A 23,028-nucleotide genomic window follows, 5' to 3' on the forward strand; every position below is an offset into this window, starting at 1 on the left:
TATTCAACCGTTCTTAAAAATGTAAAGAATTTTCGAGAATCGTATGTGTTTCACTGTTTAGTTATCAAGGTTGTCTGTCTTGCGACAGCTTGTTTACTTTATCACATCTCTTTTTCTTTGTCAAGCACTTTTTCAAGTTTTTTCAAAGTTTTTCGAACTCTTCCGGATTTCCGAACTGTTCTTCTGATCTGTGATTGTCGGCTCTGTTCAAGCGGCTTGATTACTTTAACATATTTGCTTCAAGTTGTCAAGCACTTTTTCAAGTTTCTTTTTTCTTTCAGAAATCATATTAAATTGTCTCCATTTAGGAAACAATTATTTCCGACAGCTCAACTAATATAACACCGAAAGTTCACCATGTCAACAGTTAATTTCATAATTTGACAAACTTTTTTATTTTCATCCCAGGATCCACCAATCCCACATCAGACATTCATCTCATCTGACACCTGAATTCCAACCATCCTCCCTATCTATCCTTTCTATGATTGTGCAGCATCCATATACCACATATACACAGCTCCCCGGCTTTTCCGTCCCCTTCATACTATATATAGGAAACTTTTCTATTCCACCAAACTAACAGACCACCATCCCACTTCTCCCTCAGCCACCTCGGTCACAGCCAACAGCCAGCAGCCCCAAACAATTCTCTTCGGCGACATTTGCAGGGTCTTTAGAAAATCTTAGTCCGGGAAGATCAGCGTTATTCGCAGATCACTCACTGTCTGAGCCGCTTCGCGGCGAGTTTGAGTAATCTGCGAATGCTTTTAGCTGATCTTCCCGGGCTTAGTTTTTCTTAAGACCCGAAACCGAGCCGAAGAGAATTGTTTGGGGCTGCGTCCCCCTTTTAGCAGACTTCCCGGACTCAACTTTTCTTAAGACCCGAAACCGAGCCGAAGAGAATGATTTGAACTTGCGTCCCCTTAGCTCTCCTTACAAAAACTTCACTATCTCTTCTGTATCTTTCCTTTTCGGCCGTCCAGGCTCTTCCCCCGGAACTCCTACCGCAATAACCGCAACAACAGTCTCCGTCTCCGGAACAGAACAAAATTCTCTGATCTTATCCGCATCCCTAATCCCCATAATAAGAGTTCCATATCCCAGTTCTTCTGCCTTTAATATCAGGTTCTCATTCTGCAGTCCGAGATCATAGCATCCCCATCCATTTCCAAGTTCATTATCCGCAGTTCCATCTTTCTGAAAACCAGCTCTGTTATGTACAAAAGTGCTGACCAGCAACACTGCATTCTCACATTTACCTGCATTCATTTCCGGCAGACATTCCCGTCTGAACTGCTTCACATCCTTTTCATTCATAATACAGTAATAACGTCCTGTCTGAGAATTTTTCCATGAGGGTGCCTCCTGAGCCGCCTTTATCATAGTAAAAATATCCTCTTTGCTTACCCTATTCCCTTCTGCATATTTACGAACTGTTCTTCTCTTCTCAATCAGATTCTGAAATTCCATATTTGCATCCTCCTCGTTCCGTCTCATCTGTGTTACTTTCACTCTGAAATCAGTATACCATACCTTTTTTTAAAAAACTCTCTCTTTCTGTCAAACGGATAAAATCATCCGCTTCGCTACACAGCTCTACACCGAATAACTGCATTCTAATAGATAAGGATCGGATAGCCCCCATCAATCGTATTATAAATCAGCGCTGCCTGATCCTCCGGCAGATTAATACATCCATGACTGCCGTGTCCTGTTTTATAACGATTACCACCAAAAGCTGACTGCCATGATGCATCATGAAGTCCCTGACCATATACAAATGGCATCCAGTATTTCACAGTTGTTGCATATCCATATTCTTCACTGCTCAAAGTAAACGGACTCGCCTTATACGCAATCGGCCAGGCTCCTCTGTATGTTTCACGCTCTGCAGTCGGTGCTCCGCTGACAATATCAGTTTCCGTAACCAGTGCCCCGTCCTTATACAGCCATAAATGCTGAGCATCCAGGCTGACTTCTATATAGCTGCCTGCCAGATCATCCGTACCATTTCTCTGCATTCCACTGCTGCTGTATATCGGTTCTCTTGATATATCTTCGCCACTTTTCAGATCTTCAAGAAGCTGTGCAATTTCCCCGTCCTGATCAATTCTGTAACCATACTCATTATCAGAGACTGTTACCTCGGAGCCTGTGGATGTGTGAAATGTGCGAGGTACATAAATCGTATTATACTTATTTGCCATATCTGATATGTAAGCAGCAGCCGCTTTCTGGTCAACACTGATACCACTGTTCTTAATATTCAGCCAGGAACTGATCGTATCAGAATCCAGTACCTGTGTTTCTGAACCAAAAACATATGTGACTGTCGTACTGCGGTATTTTTTCAGCTGAGAATTCAGCTTCTTCACCTGCTGTTTCATTTCCCCTGACGCTTCAATATCCGGCTGCCTGTAAACTTCTTCATTCAACATGATCTGTACGTCCGAAGCAAGCAGTTCTGTCCTGAATTTCTCATCCAGAGTTTCATCTACATAACTTAACAGCCTGCTTTCATCTATCTGATTTCCTACAACCTGCTTCACTAAAACATATTTCTGTTTCTTCTTACTGTATCGGATATGAGCATCTGTGGAATCTGTTCTTTCTTTGTTATCAAAATTCTCATCTGCAAGTGCATTCTTCTCCTGTGCCTCATCCCTGATAATCTGATAATCTATCGCATAGTCTTTCTGCGATGCAAGTAACTGAAACTTCTGGCTTCTCTGTTGCTGAAGTGCTTTCAGCGCATCCTTCAAAATATCCTGATCCAGACTATATCCCATCTGTGCCAGGGAAATACTGTAAATATCCTCGCCATCTTCATTCAGCGTTACTACTTTGTTCTGAAACGTCTCCGATATCTTCTGCTGCGCTTCCCCTACAGTAAGCTTCGATACATCCAGACCATACACACTGATTTTTCTTCCAAGTGTAGTAGTATCTATATGATGTATATAAGCCAGCAATCCGATTCCTGCTGTCACAGCTACTACAATGCACAAGGCAAGAAATACCTTCAGTTTCTTTTTGTTAAAAGCTTTTTTCTGCTCCATCGTTTGTTCTCCTGCTGCTTTCTGCTATTCTTATTTTTCAACATTATTCTATTATATAGAAACTAAAAAAGCAATTTGTAAAATCCGCTTCGCTACTTGTTTGATTTGATAAAAAAACGTGCAGACACATTTTTTATCGTGACAATACTCAGATTGAGCACTATCTGCCGATTTCAATGTTTCTGCACGTTTTCTATATTTTTCTATATACTATTACATCGTTTTCGAAATAACTATACCACTCGCTTGTCTGCGAATCCGGCTGCACAGGTATAAAAGTCTTGATGTAGCCCGTCGCATCCTACAAGATTAGTATAATTATTTACGAAACGATATACAAGTGAATATTCTTTCTCAATCTATATTCGCCATTACTCAAATCAACAGCTATTCTTTACAAAGCCTTATGATACAATTCCACAATATCCTGTTTCCTGGAGGATCTTGGATTTACTGCAATATTTCCACTCTTTATAGCGTCATCTGCCATGGCATCGATCTTGCTTTCAATCTCCTCATCAGAAATCTCTTCTCCCTTCTTTGCCTGGCGGATGGCTGTGGTCAGGTCTTCCGGGATTCCGATATCTTCGTTTAATTCCCTGATGGCATCCACCAGCATCAGTGGTTCGAATTCATCCTCATATGCAGGGATCGGACTGATATAGTTATAAATCTTCAGATATCTGCCATGATCTGCCAGCGCATTATATTCTACAATTACAGGGAGAAGAACTGCATTTGCCACTCCATGTGCCACATTAAAGAAAGCACTTACCGGATGGCTCATGGCATGGACATTTCCAAGCCTTGCAAAGGAAAAGGCGATTCCCGCAAAGAGAGAGCCTGTAAGCATTGCTTCTGCAGCCTCCAGATCTGTACGTCTTGCCACAAAACGGCGGATATTTCCACCGATCAGTTCCATTGCTTTTTCTGCCATTGCATCAGAAAAAGGAGATGCTGCTGTGGAAACATAAGCCTCCTCCGCATGAATAAATGCATCGATTCCGCAGGCTGCTGCCACAGATGCCGGAGCAGAGGTGAGAAGCTCAGGATCCAGGATCGCATACGCAGGAAGAAGTTCATAACTAAATACAGTCAGCTTATAATCTCTGCTGTGATCAGTGATAACAGAAAATGCCGTAACCTCTGAGCCGGTTCCCGCAGTAGTCGGGATTGCGATCAGCGGAACAATTTTTCCGGGAACCTTATGCGCTCCCTCATATTCTGTAATGCTTCCGCCATATTTAGCCGTAACTCCCACTGCCTTTGCCACATCCATAGGAGAACCACCGCCCAGCGCAACGATAAAATCTGCGCCTGAATCCTTATACGCTTCTGTCGCTTTTTCCACTGTGGTAACAGACGGATTGGCTTCTACATCTGTAAAAATATCCACTTCCATTCCGGCGTCTTTCAGATAATCTGCCGCCTTATCCACAACTCCCATTTTCCGGAGAGTTGGTCCGGAGATCAGCATTGCATGAGAGCCCCCAAGCTTTTTGGCACATTCCGGAAGCTTTGCCAGAGTACCTGCACCGACTGTAATATTCTGAGGAATAAAAAATTCAAATTGATTCATTAATTTTTGCCTCTTTTCCTGTATTTTTTCAATAATTTTTTCAATATTGCAATGTGCAGGGCATCTACCCTGCACAAATTCAAAACTCTGTTACCCAAAACAATTCCAAGCAATAATTGTCATGTCATTTATAGCGTTATGCCATAGAGGAAAGCACCCTGTCAATAGCCGCATCGATTACCACATCAAGCTCTTCATCATCAGCCTCCGGCATAAGACTTGCTGCATCCTCATCAGAGATCAGTTCAATAAGTTTACCAAAGTCTTCTTTATATTTACGTTTACAAATCGCATAAAATACAACTCCAAGTAAGCTCCAGCCGCCTACCATGATCCATTCCTGAAATACCAGACTTCCACCGGAACCCGGAATACAGTAAACCAGAAGCATCAGCCCTGACATGACTACTGCCATAAAGCCTACAAATTTGTAGTGACCTACTTTGTAAGGTCTTGCCATATCCGGTTCCTTTTTACGAAGGATCAGGAAAGATATAGAGACCATACAGTATGCAAGGCAGCATCCGAAGTTACCTGCATCACAGATCCAGACCATCATCGTCCTTCCTGCAAAAGGAGCCAGCATAGTCAGGGCACCGATCAGATACAGAGAATTAACCGGAGTTTTGTGCTTCGGATGAAGCTTTGCAAAAAACGGAGGAATCATGTAGGATTCTGCCATAGAGTACATGGCACGGGAACCGCCAAGGAGGAAGGAGTTCCATGATGTAATAATACCACACATTCCGCCTACAATGATAACCTTGGCCATAACCTTTGTCCCGAAAGCCTTGGCCATGGCATTTGCTGTTACAAGTCCTGTTCCCTGCTGAGACTCAATGATCTCTGCCGGATTCAGGATATAACCTACTGCAAGAATCACCAGTGAGTAAAATACAACTGCCAGCACAACAGAGAGAATCATCATTTTACCGATTTTTTTCAGCGGAACATTGATTTCCTCTGCTGCCTGTGGGATAACGTCAAAACCAATAAAGAAAAACGGAGTGATGACTGCAACCTTAATAATACTTTTCATTGCTTCGCCGGTACCGTTTCCAACAAACATCTGTCCCTGAAGGTTATCCACACTTCCTGTAACCACAGAAGCCACGATCAGAATAATTCCGGCACTGCCGATAATACAGGTAAGAACAGTCTGCAGAACTGCCGCAGTCTTTGCTCCATTAATGTTAATTATCATAATAAGAAAAGCAATCACAATCGCCACGATCAGCCAGGATGCATAAACATCAAAGCCTGCAACTGTATAGAGATATCCTTTCAGGAACCCCGGCCACAGATAAGTGATGATTGTGGGAAATGCACATGCCTCAAAGCAGGCAACACTTACATATCCAAGAATGATCGCCCAAGTACAGATAAAAGAACCTGTAGAACCCATTGCCCTGTAGCTGAATACGTGCTCACCACCACACTGAGGCATGGCTGCTGTAAGCTCTGCGTAAGTCAGACCTACGAAGAAGATCATGATTCCACCGATTGCAAATGCAATAGCTGCACCAAGCACACCACCGGATTCAATCCAGTTACCGGAAGAAACTACCCAGCCCCAGCCGATCATGGCACCAAATGCAATTACAAGTATGTCCCATGCACCAAGTACTTTGTCAAATTCTGATGTTTTCTGTTCCATAGGTCAGGCCTCCTTTTTTCCGTATTTTTTTGCGATCAGGTCTTCCAGATATTCTGCCGTTCCCTGAATTCCCAGAAAATCACTGTTAATAAGAATGTCCCTGTTATGTCTGTCACCACGGTTACTTCCTGTCAGTGCCAGATGTCTCTTATGATAACGCTTGTCTTTCTCATCCAGCAGAAGCTTTGCATCCTTTTCCGAGAGATTATGACTTTCCATAATGTTGTGGACGCGAACATCATTAGGTGCATAAATAAATGCTCTCACCAGTTGGATTCCTTCTGTATCTTTCAGAATATAATCTGCAGACCGTCCGATGATCACGCAGGCTTCTTTCTGCGCCAGCTTCCGGATAATCTGCTTCTGCACATGAATGGCGCGGTCTGTCAGATCCGCATATTTGGAAAAGGAACCTCTCACATCTCCCTGTGCACCTTTACCTGCGATGGTTCCGCCTTCCTCTACTCTGTCCATAATGTCTGTAGGGATGCCTACTTCTTTGATAATTTCATCTACAAGATCACGGTCATAGAATTTAATGCCCAAATCCTGTGCGATCTTCTTACCGATGGCATTGCCCTTGGCTCCATATTCGCAGCCAATCGTAATTACCAGATGCTTCATGCTCTTCCCTCTCACATTCAAATTTTTATAAGATTCTCATATCATAAAAGGGCGCACGAATATAATTCGTGACGCCCTTGTCCTTTTACTGTATCACTCCGTTGCCGGATTTTTATTTTTCCAGTGATTTAATTGTATCTTCGATGATTGCTACAGCTTTATCACACTCTTCTTCTGTAACAATAAGCGGTGGGATCATACGGATGATATGCGCTCCGATGGCTGTGATCAGAAGATGTCTGTCCAGGCAGCCATGTTTCACATCCACTCCGCCGATCGTATCATCAAATTCCACACCTACCAGAAGTCCCTGATGTCTTACTTCTTTTACATGAGGAAGCTTCTCAAGCTTAGCTGCAAAGTAGTCACCCACCTTCTTTGCATTTCCTGCCAGGTCTCTGTCCAGAAGCTCATTCACCTCAGCCAGTGCAGCTGCACAGCTTACCGGATGTCCGCCGAATGTAGTTCCATGGGAACCTGCTGTGAAAGCTTTTGCAACCTCTGCTGTTGCACAGATGGCACCGATCGGCATTCCACCGCCCAGAGCCTTTGCCATAGATACGATATCCGGTTTGATACCATAATTCATATAGGACATAACAGCACCTGTTCTGCACCATCCTGTCTGTACTTCATCGATCAGAAGAAGCATATCGTTCTCATCACAGAATTTACGAAGTCCCTGCATGAATTCCATTGTTGCAGGATGTACACCACCCTCACCCTGTACAGGCTCAACCATAATGGCAATTGTGTTCTCTGTACATGCATCCTTGAAAGCCTGAAGGTCATTGTACGGTGCATAGGAGAAACCATAAGTCATAGGTCCGAATCCAACCTGGCATCCATTACCCGGCTGACCTGTTGCAGACATGGCACCAAAGGTTCTTCCATGGAATCCCATCTTTGCAGTTACGATATGATAACGGTTTGGACCATACTTTTCAATACCATATTTACGGGCCATTTTGATCATTGCTTCGTTAGCCTCTGTACCGGAGTTCTGATAGAAAATCTTGTCCATTCCGATTGTCTCACAGACCTTCTCAGCAAGCAACGCCTGCGGGATTGTATATGGATAGTTAAATGTATGCATGATATCATCTAACTGATCCTTTGCAGCAGCCACAACCTTCGGATTACAGTTTCCTGCGCTGTTTACTGCAATACCGGCGTAAAAATCAAGATATGGAGTTTTATTCTCATCATAAATGTACATGCCCTCCGCTGTCTCTGCAAGGAAATCAAATCTCTCATAAGTCTCGATCATGTACTTGTTTACTTTGTCCTTAATGTCCTGAAAAGTTAATCCTGTGTCTTTTAATTTCATAGCTGTGTCCTCCTGCATCCTTAAGATAATAAAAAAAGCAAAGACAAACTGACCCGTATGGGTAAGCGCCTTTGCTTAACTTTTTCTGTGTATTATTTTGTACATCCTTACAATATCACTGCCCTTATGATTTGTCAACATGTTTTTTTAATCATTTACATTTTTTTACAGAAAGCTCTGTATTTTCATTATTGTATATCCAATATTTCCTGCATATTTGCACGATATCATAAGAGTTTCTTAACAATTCATAACAACACAGCCTCTTCATGAAATGGCAGACTGACAATCCATTTCATATATTCTGTATCTTCAAATGTTCATTTTCTAATATTTTTCGTGCATTATATCGTACATTTTATATCTATAACCTGCATAATCAGGCGGATAAAATCATCTACTTCGCTACTTACTTGATCCTATCAATCCCAGAACATCAATGATAATCCAGAAAGAAGCAGGTACAACAGGCTTTCTCCTTCCCTGTGTTTTGATAAACATGCTCCTGATCCGTTTCAAACTTAAACACCTGATTTCTGTGGATTTCATACTTCTCACCATGACATTCCATAGTAAGCACCCCCTCCATAACAGCCAGATATTCTCTTGTCTTCTCCCCATGACTGCCACTGATATAAACGCCACCTGGTTCCACCTCGATCCGGTACACCTCCACCAGACGGGTATCCTCATAAGGCAGACAGGTCCATACCCTGTACTGTCCTGCTACCTCCTTGGTGGGAACCAGTTCTGCCGGCGTCACCAGACAACAGTCCACCCTCGGTGGCTGAATCAGCTCCTGAAACTCAATCCGCAGACCACTGGTAATCTTCCCCAGCACACCCAGAGAAGGATTGGCAGTCCCCCTCTCAATCTGAGCCAGCATACTCTTACTCACCCCTGTTTGTTCAGACACCTGATCCAGACTCATACTCTTGGATTTCCGGATTCTTTTCAGATTCACCGCCACATTATTTGATAAATAATCCATAAATATCTCCTCCATCCGACACTGTTCTTATATCTTATAGCATATTAAAAAATCATTTCCACAATCTGCAGCCTGTCAGAAAACTACGTTATTTCTTCTTTATATCAGCAATAAAGAAATCTGTCAATTATATAAATACATCTTCTTATCCGGATTTTCTTTTTAGATTACCGAAAAACTAACCAGACTTGAAAGAAATGATGATGCAGACTGATAGCAGCACTGTAAGTAAAAAAAATCTCACACCACAAAGGATGTGAGATTTTTTTTTGCTTATGAGGTTATCATCAAGCTTTGTTAACTGATCCGAATAATTCCATTTTTTCTTTAACAGTAGCTTTGATTGCTTCGAAACCAGGTGCAAGAAGTTTACGTGGATCGTATCCTTTACCCTGCTGGTCTTTGCCTTCTTCAATGTATTTACGTGTAGCTGCTGCAAAAGAAAGCTGGCACTCTGTATTAACATTGATCTTGGATACACCAAGGTCGATAGCTTTCTTGATCATGTCTGCAGGGATACCTGTGCCGCCGTGAAGAACGAGTGGCATATCACCTGTTAACTGCTGGATAGCGTCAAGAGTTTCAAAGCTTAAGCCTTTCCAGTTTGCCGGATATTTTCCGTGGATATTACCGATACCTGCTGCAAGGAAGTCAATGCCAAGGTCAGCGATCATTTTGCATTCCTGAGGGTCTGCACATTCACCCATACCTACAACACCATCTTCTTCACCACCGATGGAACCAACTTCTGCTTCCAGAGACATTCCGTGTTCAGCAACGATCTTAACCAGTTCTTTAGTTTTTGCAACGTTCTCTTCGATCGGATAGTGAGATCCGTCGAACATGATGGATGAGAAACCTGCCTCTACACATTTCAGACATCCTTCATAGCTGCCGTGGTCAAGGTGAAGAGCTACCGGAACTGTGATGTTCAGCTCTTCCATCATTCCATTAACCATGCCAACAACTGTTTTATAACCAGTCATGTATTTACCGGCACCTTCGGACACACCAAGGATCACCGGAGAGTTCAGTTCCTGAGCTGTTAAAAGGATAGCCTTTGTCCACTCAAGGTTGTTGATGTTGAACTGTCCAACTGCATAATGACCAGCTTTTGCTTTTTTCAGCATTTCTGTTGCGCTTACTAACATGATAAATTCCTCCTAATCTGTAGTAACTGTTGTTCTTTCCCAGTCACTCTAATCAATCTTTGATATGGAAGTAAATCTATATCCAGATATGGTTATCTTACCAGATTTCTGCTTTTTCGTCTACTATTTTGCTAAAAAAATGACAAACAAAATTAGACGGATATAATTTTTATTTTTGTAAAAAAAGTTCTTGCATTCTTTGTCTGTTTCATATATAATAAATTTCGGTTCAAGGATGGATTCCCGAGTGGCCAAAGGGGGCAGACTGTAAATCTGTTAGCAACGCTTTCGAAGGTTCGAATCCTTCTCCATCCACTAAGGTTCAGACAATTGTCTGAACCTTTTTTGTATTTATTTTAAAAATTTTATCCCGCAAGCAAGCATCACCTCCAAAAGATTAGTGTTCACCCGCTATTATCGCCAAGACACGCTACACCGCTTTATATAAATCACATACATATTATCCAACACGAAAGATAATATTGAAAACAGAAAGAACAATAACAGCAGCAAAGGCAGTCTCTTATCAAAAAAGAAACTGCCTTTGCTGCTATTCTATATCTTCACTGTTTTTTCTATTGATTCTTATGATGCAATACCATCGCGCCAAATGCCGGCATAGTAATCTTTAATATTCCGGCGGTGGCTGTATATTCTTCCGGCTCTTCCGTGAATCCCTCTGCAGATGTCACAACAATCCTCTTAAGCTTCGTATCTGTAAGACGGCTGATGCCTGCCTGCCATAACTGGATTTCCACATCACGGCTCTCTGCCTGGTTATTTATGATCACGATCACCTGCTCTTTTCTTGAAAATCTTGCATAGCAGAGTCCCTGATAATCATTCCAGAGGAATCCCAGCGAACCTGTCTTTAATACTTCATAGTTCTTATGAATACGGATCATCACTCTGTGGAAATCAATCATCTGATAATCTTCACGTCCCCATGGATACGTACGTCTGTTATCCGGATCTGTAAATCCGCAAAGTCCTGCTTCATCTCCATAATATACTGTCGGTGCACCCGGCCATGTCATCTGGATGGCAACCGCTTCACGCATAACTGCCGGATTTACACCCTCTGATGCAGCTTCTGCGCCTGCATAAGAAATTCGTCCGACTTTGTGATTCGTTCTGGTCAGGAATCTGGAATGGTCATGGTTTGATAACTCGTTCATCGCAGTCTGAAGAGCTGACATATGAAGGGATCTCATATGAGTTTTCATGGCTCCGATAAATGCCTCACTGTTTCCAAGCAGATCCTCACGATATTCATCACTATGTTTCTCCATACCTGTCAGAAACCATGTCAGCGGTTCCATAAACGCATCATAGTTCATGACTGTATCCCATTCATCACCCTGCAGCCATCCTTCCGGATTTCCATAATGTTCAGCCAGAATAATCGCATTTGGATTTGCAGCCTTCACTGCTTTTCGGAAATCCTTCCAGAACTGATGGTTGAAATCATTACTGTGTCCTAAATCTGCTGCCACATCCAGTCTCCATCCATCTACATTGTAAGGTGCTGATACCCATTTCTGTCCAATACGCAGGATGTAATCATACAATTCCCTGGAACCTTCATAATTTAACTTAGGCAGCGTATCATGTGCCCACCAGCCATCATATGTGGTATTATACGGCCAGGCATTCTGATCATTAAAAGAAAAGAAGTTACGGTACGGACTGTCTGCTGAGATATAAGCTCCTTTCGGATATCCTTCCTGATTCTCGTAAATACGCTCTCTGTCCAGCCACTTATTGAAGGAACCACAATGGTTAAATACACCATCCAGGATAATCTTCATTCCTCTTCTGTGAATCTCTGCTGTCAGCTTGGCAAACAGCTCATTGCTGGCTTCCAGATTCTTCTTGTCGGTTACACGCTTAATATATTTCCATGCATGGGAATTATCACTGTCATCGCCGATAAGGATTCCTTCATCACAGTCTTCTACAATCCTGCCATAATGAGGATCTACATAGTCATAATCCTGGCAGTCATATTTATGATTACTTGGAGAGACAAAGATTGGGTTCAGGTAAATAACCTCAACACCCAGATCCTGCAGATAATCAAGTTTATTCATAATTCCCTGCAGGTCACCGCCGTAAAATTCACGCACACCCATCACTGCCGGAATCTTATTCCACTGTTCTACCTGTACACTCTTATCTCCAATATAATGATATTCTCCGGTTACAACATCATTGGTAGGATCTCCGTTTAGGAAGCGGTCTACATAAATCTGGTACATAACCGCACCTTTTGCCCACTTCGGTGTATCAAATCCCGGATAGATTTCGAAATCCATTCTGCCTTCGTGCTTCGTACAGATTCCAAGGTTATTATAATAGCAGGTTACCCATCCATACTGTATCTCAAAATAATAACGGAAGATGTCCTCTCCAATCGTCACCTGGGCAGAATAATAATCAAATCCGTTCTCTGTCTCGCAAATCTCCATCTGCACACGCTGCTCCTGGCTTACCAGATATACAGAATCTACATTATTTCTCTGGGTACGGAATTTGATCGTTACTGTATCTCCTGCCTTTGGTTCTGCAGGTGTTCTGTAATATTCTGTTCCGTCACTGAAAAGCGCCTCTTTATTAAACACAGGACGCATATTCAGGATATACTGCATTCTTTTTTTTATATCTGCTTTTTCATGTTCCATTTCCGTCCAGTCCTCTCTGTCATTTATCATTTTATTATTTTATCCTAAAATAAACCATCTGACAACCATCTGTTTTTCCCAAAAACGCTTATATATTCAGTGATTCTGCACAAGTATATCTTCATTCCTTTCTTTGATTATATATTTTTTCTCTCCGATATTCCATGAAAATCCACATGTTTTATATTTTTCGCAGTTTATCTTTGTGATATTTTTACAAATCCGATATAATGCAGCTATAATTAATTATTATTTTCGGTACAAAAACCTGTTTCCGAAAGTGAGGACATCGTATGAAAAAGATTATTTCAGGAATTTATTTTTCATTTGTGTTTATACTGCTTATATTTCCATGCAGCAGACCTGTTTATGCCGCTGAATCATACAAACGGGTTCTGTTTATCAGTTCCTATTCCTATGCATGGGAAACTGTTTCCCTGCAGATAGACGGGATTCTGGGAATCTGCCTATGTATATTTTATCATAATCTTTCTGGTAATATCTGTCCTGTTGTTTATCATTTACCGGCTTTTCGTTGATGTAAAGAAAGAATCCCAGACTAATCTGCGAATTTCCGAGACAAACCAGAAACTGAAACTGGACTCACATTACGACGCTCTTACCTCTATTTATAACCGGAGAGCGCTTATGGAAGATATTGAAAAATTAATTACCGCAAAGCAGCCCTTGGGCCTGATCATGTACGATCTGGATGACTTTAAACATATCAATGACTATTACGGACATAACGAGGGAGATTCTGTTCTTCATGAAATTGCAGCCCGTTCTCAGAAATGTTGTGATCCCCACTGCACAGGCTACCGTCTGGGCGGTGATGAATTTATGGTGCTGGTACGAAGCGGTGACCTGCAGACCATAGAAAAATATGCCCGCAAATTCCATAAAATCTTCTCCGATCCTTTTCAGGTTGCCTCTGAATCTCTGATGCTCCACTGCAGCATGGGAGCTGCCATGTATGCCATGTATCCTCATGACGGGGACAATGCCTTCACCTTACTTGAAGCAGCAGACAGCGCCATGTATATGGTAAAAAAATCAGGAAAAGACAATATCGTCTTTTCCTGGGATATCTGCTGATCAGCTTATTTTAAGACAGTAAAAAAGCCAGCGGGATAAGCTGGCTTTTTTGGAGAAGGTATTTCTTCTTATGGGGTGTAGCAAAAACTATATAATGTATTGGGGGGTTTTTACGATTTATATAATAGCATGAGGCAAGGAAAAAGTGTGCACAAACTCCACAAAATTTGGCACACTTTTTTGTATATATTATATATTGCTATTTTCTGTTTCGTTTTCTTCTGTTGTAAAAAGTGCTTCAAATTCGTCTCTGTACACCTTTTCCTTCTCGAGAAGAAGCTTTGCACACTTGTGAAGAATGTCCTCATGCTCCAGAATAATCTTCTTCGCCTGGTCGTGACATTCACCGATAATACGGCGGATTTCTTCGTCTATTGCCTTGGCTACGTCTTCACTGTAACTTCTGGTATGAGCCAGGTCTCTTCCGATAAATACTTCATCATCGTCATCACCATAAGAGATCAGACCTAGTCTGTCAGACATACCATATTTCATTACCATACTTCTCGCAGCAGCTGTCGCACGTTTGATATCGTTGGATGCACCCGTCGTAATATCCCCAAAGATAATCTCTTCTGCCACACGTCCACCTAACAGAGTCGTGATATCCTGCAGCATCTGTCCTTTGGTATTAAACATCTCATCATTATCAGGAAGCGGCATGGTATAACCGGCTGCACCCATTCCTGTCGGGATAATGGAAATCGTATAAACAGGATCCATGTCCGGAAGTACATGGAAAAGAATCGCATGTCCGGATTCATGGTAAGCTGTAATTCTCTTCTCTTTCTCAGAGATTACTTTACTCTTCTTCTCTGCACCGATACCGACTTTGATAAAAGCGCCCTTAATATCTGACTGAAGGATAAATCCTCTTCCCTGTCTCGCCGCTTCGATAGCAGCTTCATTCAGAAGATTCTCCAGATCAGCACCAGTAAATCCGGCTGTTGTTCTCGCGATCTGAGCCAGGTCCACATCCTCTCCAAGAGGCTTATCCTTGGCATGAACGCGAAGAATCTCCTCTCGTCCCTTCACATCCGGACGTCCTACTGCAACCTTACGGTCAAAACGTCCCGGACGCAGGATAGCAGGATCTAAGATATCCACACGGTTAGTCGCTGCCATTACAATGATTCCTTCATTTACGCCAAAACCATCCATCTCTACGAGAAGCTGGTTCAATGTCTGCTCTCTCTCATCATGGCCGCCGCCCATACCGGTTCCACGCTGTCTTGCGACTGCGTCAATCTCATCAATAAAAATAATACACGGTGCATGGCGTTTACCTTCTTCAAAAAGGTCACGCACACGTGATGCACCAACACCTACAAACATTTCCACAAAGTCTGAACCGGAAATGGAGAAGAACGGAACTCCAGCTTCTCCGGCTACCGCTTTTGCCAGAAGTGTTTTACCTGTTCCGGGAGGACCTACAAGCAGCACTCCTTTTGGGATTCTTGCACCTACTTTTGTGTATTTCTGCGGAGATTTCAGGAAGTCTACCACTTCCACCAGATCTTCCTTCTCTTCCTGCAGACCTGCAACCTTGTCAAATGTCACTTTCTTATTATCATCCGGGGATGACATTCTCGCGCGGCTCTTTCCAAAATTCATCATCTTGGCATTTCCACCGCCGCCGGCTGACATCTGACGGTTCATCATCATGATCAGAAAGATCACAAGTGCCCCTGTGAGAAGAACAGGAAGCAAAGTTGTCAGAAATACATTATCTCCAGGCACATCCTGAGTTGTAACATCAATATCGTATTTATTCAGCAGTGCGATTGCCTCATTGACATCTGTCACATAGACCTTTCTCTGACCGGAATCAGTGGTATCCACGATCACTGCACCGGTAGGAACTTCTCTGTTCTGCTGAATCGTTGCATCAACCACCTTGTTGTCTTCAAGAGCCTGTTCCAGCTGCTTTTGTGTGTAACTGCTCTGTGAAACCACCTGGTTATTCAGATAGAAATATCCGGCTACCAGAGCAATGATCAGCACCAGATACAGACCAATTCTGCTTGGCTGTTTGTTCACTTAGTTAAATCTCCTTTCAGTCTTCCCCCAGTTCCACTACTCCGATAAATGGAAGATTCCTGTACTTCTGCGCATAATCCAGACCATATCCTACTACGAATTTATCCGGAATATTGAAGCAGCAATAATCAACTTTGACATCTTTGACTCTGCGCTCTGGTTTATCCAGTAATGTACAGAGACGGATGCTGTTTGGATTTCTCTGTTTCAGAATCTCAATAAGATAGCTTAATGTTCTTCCTGAGTCAATGATATCCTCTACAATCAGAACATCTTTGCCTTCCAGTGGCTGGTCAAGGTCTTTGACGATCTTTACAACACCGCTGGACTTTGTGTCGTCGCCGTAGCTGGATACGGACATGAAGTCAAGAGAAACCGGTACAGTAATTCTTTTGGCAAGTTCACATGTAAAGAATACACCGCCTTTTAATACACAGATTAAATGAATCTCTTTACCTGCATAATCCTTGCTGACTTTTGTTGCGATCTGCTTAATACGGGAATCAACTTCCTCTTCGCTGAGTAAAACTTTGATTTTCTCACTCATTTTGATATCCTCCTTGGTAATTTAATACTAACACCTTCCTGGTTTGGGGGTTAATTTTATACCACTCATTCATCCGGCTTCCAACCATCCACAGAACCTCATCCTCACACACGACCAGAGGAATTTTCTCTCTCTGATCTGCCGGGATTTTCGCATCGATCATACAACGATTGAGTTTCTTTGTGTTTCCCTGCGCATTGATGATCATGTAATCTCCGGTTCTTCTGGTTCGAATACACGGATTCTTTTTTATTTTATCATAATCTAGCCATTTCGTATACTTTTTTTCTTCAATCTTCTGTCCTTCATATAAAAATATTTCTGCTGAAAAAGTCCCCAGCGGACAGATAGCCTTTCCCGGAACTATAAGTTCCCACTCTTCTGTTTTCCTTTTTCTTCTCTCTTCTTTATTCAGAAGATAAAGTTTCACGCCATCATAATCTTTTCTTGCCTCCATACAATAGGGCAGGCTGATTTTTCTTCCCGTCTGCATTTCGTAAAGTGCAAGAACCTTCTCATAATGGACTGCGGATATGTCTTTCCGCCTGCCTGCCAGGTTTTCCATCGCCAGCTGTAATGCATAGGTCTGGATAATCTGAGGCTGCATAAAGAATTTTTCTGTAAAATAATATCCTGTATCCGTATGGAATTCTTCCAATATCTGAAGACTCTGGCAAGTAAGATATTCCTCAGCCTGAGAAATCCTCTCCGCTGTTTCAGACATATGTGCCACTGCTTTCGCATTTATTTCCTGCTCCAGCATAGGAAGTATATGATGACGGATCCTGTTTCGGGTATATTCATCTGACAGATTCGTGCTGTCCTGGATATGTGGAATACTCTCTTGCTCTAAATACCGGGCAATTTTTCCTCTGCTTAAACATAAGACCGGACGAATGATCTCTCCTGCCACCGGGCGCATCGTGCAAAGTCCGCGCAGACCGGTTCCGCGACATAAATTATGGATCATGGTTTCTGCCAGATCTTCCTGATTATGCGCCAGCGCGATTTTAACCTTCCTGTCTTCTGTATCGTTGCCCGGATTATTTTCTTTTTTCCACTTTTCTCTATAAAAAGAGATTTCTTTGCCAAAGGCTTCTTTTCTGACAATTCTTCCAGTCTCTTCTTCACCCAGTTTCCATTCCCTGCTCAGTTTCGGCACATCATAATAGTGGATACTGCATGGAATCTGCCATTCTTTGCAGATCTTTTCCACAAAGCTGCTGTCTCTGTCAGCTTCTTGTCCACGTATTCCATGATGTACGTGAACAACCTTCAGTGAAAAATCCACTTCCTCCTGCAATTCTCTTAAAATATGCAGCATTGCCATGGAGTCACTTCCTCCTGATACACCTGCCAGAATCATATCTTTCTTCTTAATCATCTTGTTTTGCTTTATGTAAGCAAGAACTTCTTTCTTCATCATTTATCCTTTTTATGTTTATTTATTTCTTCCACACCCCAGCAACCAGAACAGTCATGTCATCTCTTGCATGGTAATCACTGTACCCCAGCACCCGCTCCAGGATTCCTCTGCCGAAATCCTTCGGTGATTCTTCATGGACATCCATGATGATCTCCTTCATGGTTTCTTCCTCTTTCTGGTCCGGAAGTGCATCCAGCACTCCATCTGTCATCATGATCAGGTAATCTCCATGATAAAGCTTTCTGGATGCCGTCTCAAAATCAATCTGCTGCACAAGTCCTGCTGCCAGGCTTTCCGAAGTGATTGACTCCACCCAGTGATCTCTTTTTATAAAAGTCGATGCCGCCCCTGCCTTCAGAAAATTGCAGATTCCAGTATATAGGTCCACTGCACATATATCTACTGTGGAAAACATGCCCTCCTGGCCTTTTAATACCAGAGCGGAGTTGACCATTTTTGCAGCTGTTTCCTGGGAAAACCCAGATTCCATAAACTGCTCCAAAAGCTCTACAACTGTTTCACTCTCCTTACATGCCTCCATCCCTGAACCCATGCCGTCAGAAAGACACATCACAAATCTGCCCCCGTCTTCCTGTCTGCACACATAATTATCTCCGGAAATTTTTTCCTCTTCTCTGGTCAGCCTGGCTGCCCCGTAAAGAACCTGGTAACTTACATCTTCTATAAAATGAACTGTATGGTATTCTCCATTTACAATGCATCGGCTTCCATTTACAGGTACCATGGAACTTTCGCAGGATTTTGAAAGAAGCTGTGCAATCTCTGTCATGGAAATACACTGCCCGCTTCTGGCACGCATGGTGAGAAAAACCTGTCTGCGGCCTTTCACCTTATCCATCATCCATGCCTGACGAAGAATCACATGATTTTTTCTCAGGCTCTTGCGAAGGTCTTCCTCGAATTGTGGGGTGCACCGCTCCAGATCATACAGATCACTTGCCACATTTTCCATGATTCTGGATACCTCCATCAGCTGCTGTGCCACCGCCAGTCGATTCTCGATCATCCGGTTATCCCACATCAGGTTCTGCTTCTCTCTCTGGAAGTTCTCCGCAACAGCTTCATAATACTGTACAGAACGGGGACATATGCTTGTCCAGTCAGCCCGGATGCTCCGAATATCATCCTCGTTTCCGCTCTCCATAGACCGCACCAGCGCTTCCACGCCTTTGCAGAGTTCCTGTTTATGTTCACCCCAGCAGATTTCCCTCTGATAGCATCTGTAGCAGACTTTGGCATTTGTATCCTCCATGATCCGCTCAACCTGCCTGCTGCTCAGGTAATCTCTGCGATATGGCATTCCATAAAAAGTATCTGCCAGTTTCTGAAAAGATGCTGCGTATTTCTCTACCCGTTCTTTCTGAGGATGACCTTCCTGCAGAGTCAGAAGTTCCTGTGTATCCGGCAGATTTTCCGCTAAAATAGTTTTTGCCATGTCCCGTATGATCAGCATAATGCTGATAACGAGCATGGCAATCATCCATTCCTGCATATTCTTCTTCCCTCCCCCATATGTTCCCCTTACCCGTTACCGTCCACTTCATTCACAATAACACGCTTCGCGTAATACTGCCAGTAAACAGCAATCTTTATACTTCCTGTCAGAGGAATATTATATGAAAAAGGGTTCGAAATATCTGTCAAACCCAGGCGAAAATTTCTCAAAAGTTTTCGACATAATTACCGCTTAGGTAACTAACTTATTATTGTTGTTTCTTGAAAACAGTCTCATTATCTTTCACAAGTCCCAGCTTCTCTCTGGCGACTTCCTCTGTATATTCGTCTGTCTCCATATATTTCTTTAATTTATCAATCTCTTCTGTACGGTTCTGCTCATCTTCAATCTGCTGCTGAAGAGTGGCGGCCTTAGCATCATATCCTGTGAGGCGTTCCTGAAGGTCATTACTTTCTAGCATAAGTCCTCCCAGAAGGACTAAAACAACCAGCGCAATCGCAAGCATTCCAAGAGAGTTATACCTTACTTTTCTCTTTTTCTTTCTTTTCTTAGAATTACCCAATTTGCCAGCCTTTCTTTTATAGCATAATTATACGCTTTATACCATAGAAGTTTACATCTTTTGACCGGAAATAGCAACCATTTTATCAAAAATTTAATAATTATTACAGGAATCTCCAGGATTTTAGTACAACATTTTACAAAAATGTCTCCGATTGTTTTATGACAGGCATATGCTCCCAGCAAAAATCCCAAAACCATAAATAAGCGCAGGATTCCCTCATTTGTTCTGTAAATCTCCGAAAAAACAAAGAATGCGCAGCAAAGCCAGTACAGCAGATCTTCCGCCCCGGCAGCCTTATCTGAATGTGCAAAGACATTTCGAATTGCGATCAGAAGATCATAACACAAAAGGAGAACCGCTCCCGCAGCTATTGTCTGAACCAGTAAAAGTAATTCATGATGAATAAATGTACTCATCTTTTACCGAAACATCCTTTTGAGAAAAGATTCCTCCCTGTTATCTGTATTCTTTGACAGATAAGTAAGACTGTCCACTTTTCCTTCCAGATCTACTTCTCCTTTTTCCAGATCAAGCTGCTTCACATGAAGCTGTTCTCCCTTTATTACAAGTTTACCTGCCTGTGTAAAAAGCAGGATTTCTTTTTCATCAAAGGATTTGACGTCCTTTACTCCGGTAATTCTGCCACCCTGACGGTTCTCCAGCATCAGGCTGTGAGGTGAAAGTATTTTCTTATCTTCCATCGCCGCCTCCTGTTCACCGCCTCCCGTCCTCTTGTCCGGAGACTATGAACTTTTGACATATCACTTATCAATAGTTTATGTTCGTGAACTATAAAATAGACAACAATCTATTACTTTTTTATATCTGCTACCTCTGTCTGTACTATTACTATTTAATAACGTAAACAAATACTCATAATCAGATTGGCAGTTTTTATATTTTCAGACTGTTAAAGATATTTATACATACTCTCTACGTCTTCTTTTTTCACAGTTTCTTTCACATCCAGAACTTCCACTTTTACATTCTTGCTTCCGAACTGGATTTCGATGGTATCTCCTGTCTTTACCTGTACAGAGGCTTTGGCCGGTTTATCATTTACCAGGACTCTTCCCGCGTCGCAGGCTTCGTTTGCCACTGTACGGCGTTTGATCAGACGTGAAACTTTCAGATATTTGTCTAATCGCATATGCTCTTCTCTCCTATATTCTTTATAATCTGATATCAAGGTCATAAAGTCGTTCGTGCTTGCATGTTAAGACTTTTCATCCTGACATCATATCTGTAAGTAACAAAAAGGGGGAACTTTCGTCCCCCCTGGTTATCGCTTTAATTATTTACCGTTAACCATATCTTTTAAAGCTTTTCCAGCTTTGAATTTCGGTGCCTTAGAAGCTTCGATCTTCATTGTTTCACCAGTCTGAGGATTTCTTCCCTCTCTAGCAGCTCTTTCACTTACTTCAAATGTACCAAATCCAACTAACTGGATTTTTCCGCCATTTTTCAGTTCTTTAGAAACGACATCAACGAAAGATTTCAGAACATCTTCTACGTCCTTCTTGGATAAGTTTGTCTCTTTCGCCATAGCTGCTACTAATTCTGTTTTATTCATGGTGTTTCCTCCTCTAATGATCTCTTTCTTGTTTGGTGGCATCTGCCAAAAGCGACAGGGCTCTATCTTCTATATATATACCTTTTTGCCTATATTGTCAAGGTTTTTCAAAAGAATCAGGCAATTCTGTACACCCTCAAAACGCAGTTTTTGGTACATTTATCAATCTCTAAAAATCACCCTGATAATCCTGAAAACATTCATATCCGAAATTTTCCCATTTTTCTCTTTGTCTGATGAGATTCTGAAGCTTTTCCACATTTTTCTCAGAGATCCATACCTTCTTGTGTGAATAATAATGATTGGCAAGCTTCCAGTATTTTTCCGGATATGTGAAACGAACTCTTAAGTATTGCCACTCTTGAGGCGATATCGGACGGATTTTATGATATTCCCGGAGCATTTCCCTCGCAAGCTTCAGGTCCCAGTTGTATTTTTCGAGGATTTTTCTCATAAAGCAATACAAATCTGACATCTGAATATCAAAGCTCCAATGTCCGAAATTCGTCACCGCAGTTTTGTCTGTATCACTTTTCAATATCAAAATATTGTGCTGATTATATTCCCCATGACAGACCTGACCTTCCTTCCAGGCTTTTTCCCTGAGATTTTCATATTCTATCTCTTCTAAGAGTTCTACTGCATACTGCGCTCTCTGTAAAAAGCACTCCACGCTGGCCAGATAGTCTTTTTCAAATACACAGGATGCCCCTTTTTTTCGTATAAATTTGCGGATTTTGCGAAGTTCCTGATTATGTCGGAGATACACATCTTTCAGGGACTTTTCCCTGTATTCCTCCACAGGTTCCATTTTCATTAAAATATGTAACCTTGCCAACGTCCGAACACTTTTTAAGATATCCTCCCGGGATTTAGTATCACACTCTCTCCCTTCATACCAGTGCTGAAGTGTAAATCTTTGTTCATCCTTATCTTTGCTGATCAGACTTTCCTGTGTATTCTGTAAAAAATAATCTGTATTTATACCATTTTTCTGAAGATAGAGCAAAAGTTCCTGTTGTTTTTCCAGCTTCTTTTCAGAGCCACGAAATTCCCTCAAAATTAAAAGTCCTTGCGCTGTATAGCAAAGCAAAGCCCCCCTTGTCCTTGCAGAACGGTCTGCTGTCAGCTCATATTGAGCCAGAGTGCTAAGTCCGTAATCATACAATGACATATCCCCCTCTTATCTTAATACTTTCTATACATATGAAAAAAATCCGGGGG

At 42.1% G+C, this 23,028-nt stretch carries 20 protein-coding genes, 1 tRNA gene and 1 pseudogene; 2 read left to right on the plus strand and 20 right to left on the minus strand.

Going from position 1 to position 23,028, the window contains the following annotated elements; translation table 11 throughout:
• Positions 1-936: 936 nt before the first annotated feature.
• The 8 genes from ACTNC0_RS14670 to fba form a co-directional block, all read right to left on the minus strand.
• Positions 937-1,473 (minus strand): nitroreductase family protein, encoded by a 537-nt coding sequence (locus tag ACTNC0_RS14670; RefSeq protein WP_291807801.1) that lies wholly within the window; start codon positions 1,471-1,473, stop codon positions 937-939.
• A gap of 146 nt (positions 1,474-1,619) precedes the next feature.
• The gene (locus tag ACTNC0_RS14675) at positions 1,620-3,062 is read right to left on the minus strand and encodes a L,D-transpeptidase family protein (protein WP_291807802.1); all 1,443 of its coding nucleotides are present in this window, start codon (positions 3,060-3,062) and stop codon (positions 1,620-1,622) included.
• Positions 3,063-3,456: 394 nt separating this feature from the next.
• Positions 3,457-4,641, minus strand: coding sequence for an iron-containing alcohol dehydrogenase (locus ACTNC0_RS14680; protein WP_291807803.1), 1,185 nt, complete (start codon positions 4,639-4,641; stop codon positions 3,457-3,459).
• A gap of 136 nt (positions 4,642-4,777) precedes the next feature.
• On the minus strand, positions 4,778-6,298 hold the full coding sequence (locus tag ACTNC0_RS14685) for an APC family permease (RefSeq protein ID WP_441087959.1): 1,521 nt from the start codon (positions 6,296-6,298) through the stop codon (positions 4,778-4,780).
• 3 nt (positions 6,299-6,301) lie between these two features.
• Positions 6,302-6,922, minus strand: a complete 621-nt coding sequence (locus tag ACTNC0_RS14690; RefSeq protein WP_022380087.1) for a cytidylate kinase-like family protein — start codon at positions 6,920-6,922, stop codon at positions 6,302-6,304.
• Positions 6,923-7,034: 112 nt separating this feature from the next.
• The gene (locus ACTNC0_RS14695) at positions 7,035-8,252 is read right to left on the minus strand and encodes an aspartate aminotransferase family protein (RefSeq protein WP_008706795.1); all 1,218 of its coding nucleotides are present in this window, start codon (positions 8,250-8,252) and stop codon (positions 7,035-7,037) included.
• 436 nt (positions 8,253-8,688) lie between these two features.
• Positions 8,689-9,243, minus strand: a complete 555-nt coding sequence (locus ACTNC0_RS14700) for an XRE family transcriptional regulator (RefSeq protein WP_291807806.1) — start codon at positions 9,241-9,243, stop codon at positions 8,689-8,691.
• A 287-nt stretch (positions 9,244-9,530) separates the two neighbouring features.
• Entirely contained in the window at positions 9,531-10,394 is an 864-nt protein-coding gene (gene fba / locus ACTNC0_RS14705; RefSeq protein WP_119234298.1) for a class II fructose-1,6-bisphosphate aldolase, read from the minus strand.
• Positions 10,395-10,627: 233 nt separating this feature from the next.
• On the opposite strand from fba, the gene ACTNC0_RS14710 reads away from it, so the two are divergent.
• Positions 10,628-10,709 (plus strand) — tRNA-Tyr (locus ACTNC0_RS14710).
• Positions 10,710-10,969: 260 nt separating this feature from the next.
• On the opposite strand, the gene ACTNC0_RS14715 is transcribed toward ACTNC0_RS14710, so the two are convergent.
• On the minus strand, positions 10,970-13,078 hold the full coding sequence (locus tag ACTNC0_RS14715; protein WP_441088003.1) for a glycoside hydrolase family 13 protein: 2,109 nt from the start codon (positions 13,076-13,078) through the stop codon (positions 10,970-10,972).
• Positions 13,079-13,588: 510 nt separating this feature from the next.
• Here ACTNC0_RS14715 and ACTNC0_RS14720 point away from each other — a divergent pair.
• The gene (locus ACTNC0_RS14720) at positions 13,589-14,176 is read left to right on the plus strand and encodes a GGDEF domain-containing protein (protein WP_441087960.1); all 588 of its coding nucleotides are present in this window, start codon (positions 13,589-13,591) and stop codon (positions 14,174-14,176) included.
• A gap of 189 nt (positions 14,177-14,365) precedes the next feature.
• Here the strand turns inward: ACTNC0_RS14720 and ftsH are convergent, their stop codons facing one another.
• The 11 genes and pseudogenes from ftsH to ACTNC0_RS14775 form a co-directional block, all read right to left on the minus strand.
• Positions 14,366-16,216, minus strand: coding sequence for an ATP-dependent zinc metalloprotease FtsH (ftsH, locus tag ACTNC0_RS14725; protein WP_441087962.1), 1,851 nt, complete (start codon positions 16,214-16,216; stop codon positions 14,366-14,368).
• Between the two features lie 16 nt (positions 16,217-16,232).
• Positions 16,233-16,763 carry a hypoxanthine phosphoribosyltransferase gene (gene hpt, locus ACTNC0_RS14730; RefSeq protein ID WP_441087964.1) on the minus strand — a complete coding sequence of 177 codons (531 nt, stop codon included), beginning with the start codon at positions 16,761-16,763 and terminating at the stop codon, positions 16,233-16,235.
• The gene (gene tilS / locus ACTNC0_RS14735; RefSeq protein ID WP_441087965.1) at positions 16,756-18,189 is read right to left on the minus strand and encodes a tRNA lysidine(34) synthetase TilS; all 1,434 of its coding nucleotides are present in this window, start codon (positions 18,187-18,189) and stop codon (positions 16,756-16,758) included. Before tilS ends, hpt begins: the two co-directional genes overlap by 8 nt.
• A gap of 19 nt (positions 18,190-18,208) precedes the next feature.
• Complete coding sequence (locus ACTNC0_RS14740) at positions 18,209-18,793, minus strand: SpoIIE family protein phosphatase (protein ID WP_441088005.1); 585 nt, start codon at positions 18,791-18,793, stop codon at positions 18,209-18,211.
• A 45-nt stretch (positions 18,794-18,838) separates the two neighbouring features.
• Positions 18,839-19,714, minus strand: a pseudogene (locus ACTNC0_RS14745) (SpoIIE family protein phosphatase); the annotation flags it as partial.
• Positions 19,715-19,913: 199 nt separating this feature from the next.
• A complete protein-coding gene (locus tag ACTNC0_RS14750; protein ID WP_441087966.1) occupies positions 19,914-20,126 on the minus strand; it encodes an FtsB family cell division protein in 213 nt (70 codons plus the stop codon).
• Positions 20,127-20,188: 62 nt separating this feature from the next.
• Positions 20,189-20,647, minus strand: coding sequence for a spore cortex biosynthesis protein YabQ (gene yabQ / locus ACTNC0_RS14755; RefSeq protein WP_441087967.1), 459 nt, complete (start codon positions 20,645-20,647; stop codon positions 20,189-20,191).
• A 3-nt stretch (positions 20,648-20,650) separates the two neighbouring features.
• Complete coding sequence (yabP, locus tag ACTNC0_RS14760; protein WP_117677070.1) at positions 20,651-20,932, minus strand: sporulation protein YabP; 282 nt, start codon at positions 20,930-20,932, stop codon at positions 20,651-20,653.
• 209 nt (positions 20,933-21,141) lie between these two features.
• The gene (locus ACTNC0_RS14765) at positions 21,142-21,381 is read right to left on the minus strand and encodes an RNA-binding S4 domain-containing protein (protein WP_008707948.1); all 240 of its coding nucleotides are present in this window, start codon (positions 21,379-21,381) and stop codon (positions 21,142-21,144) included.
• Positions 21,382-21,525: 144 nt separating this feature from the next.
• Positions 21,526-21,804: an HU family DNA-binding protein gene (locus ACTNC0_RS14770; RefSeq protein WP_117677071.1), complete on the minus strand. Its 279-nt coding sequence runs from the start codon at positions 21,802-21,804 to the stop codon at positions 21,526-21,528.
• A 169-nt stretch (positions 21,805-21,973) separates the two neighbouring features.
• Complete coding sequence (locus ACTNC0_RS14775; RefSeq protein ID WP_441087968.1) at positions 21,974-22,978, minus strand: phosphotransferase; 1,005 nt, start codon at positions 22,976-22,978, stop codon at positions 21,974-21,976.
• Positions 22,979-23,028: the final 50 nt, after the last annotated feature.

The organism is Blautia sp. HCP3S3_B11 (assembly GCF_052064435.1).
Lineage (GTDB): Bacteria > Bacillota > Clostridia > Lachnospirales > Lachnospiraceae > Blautia_A.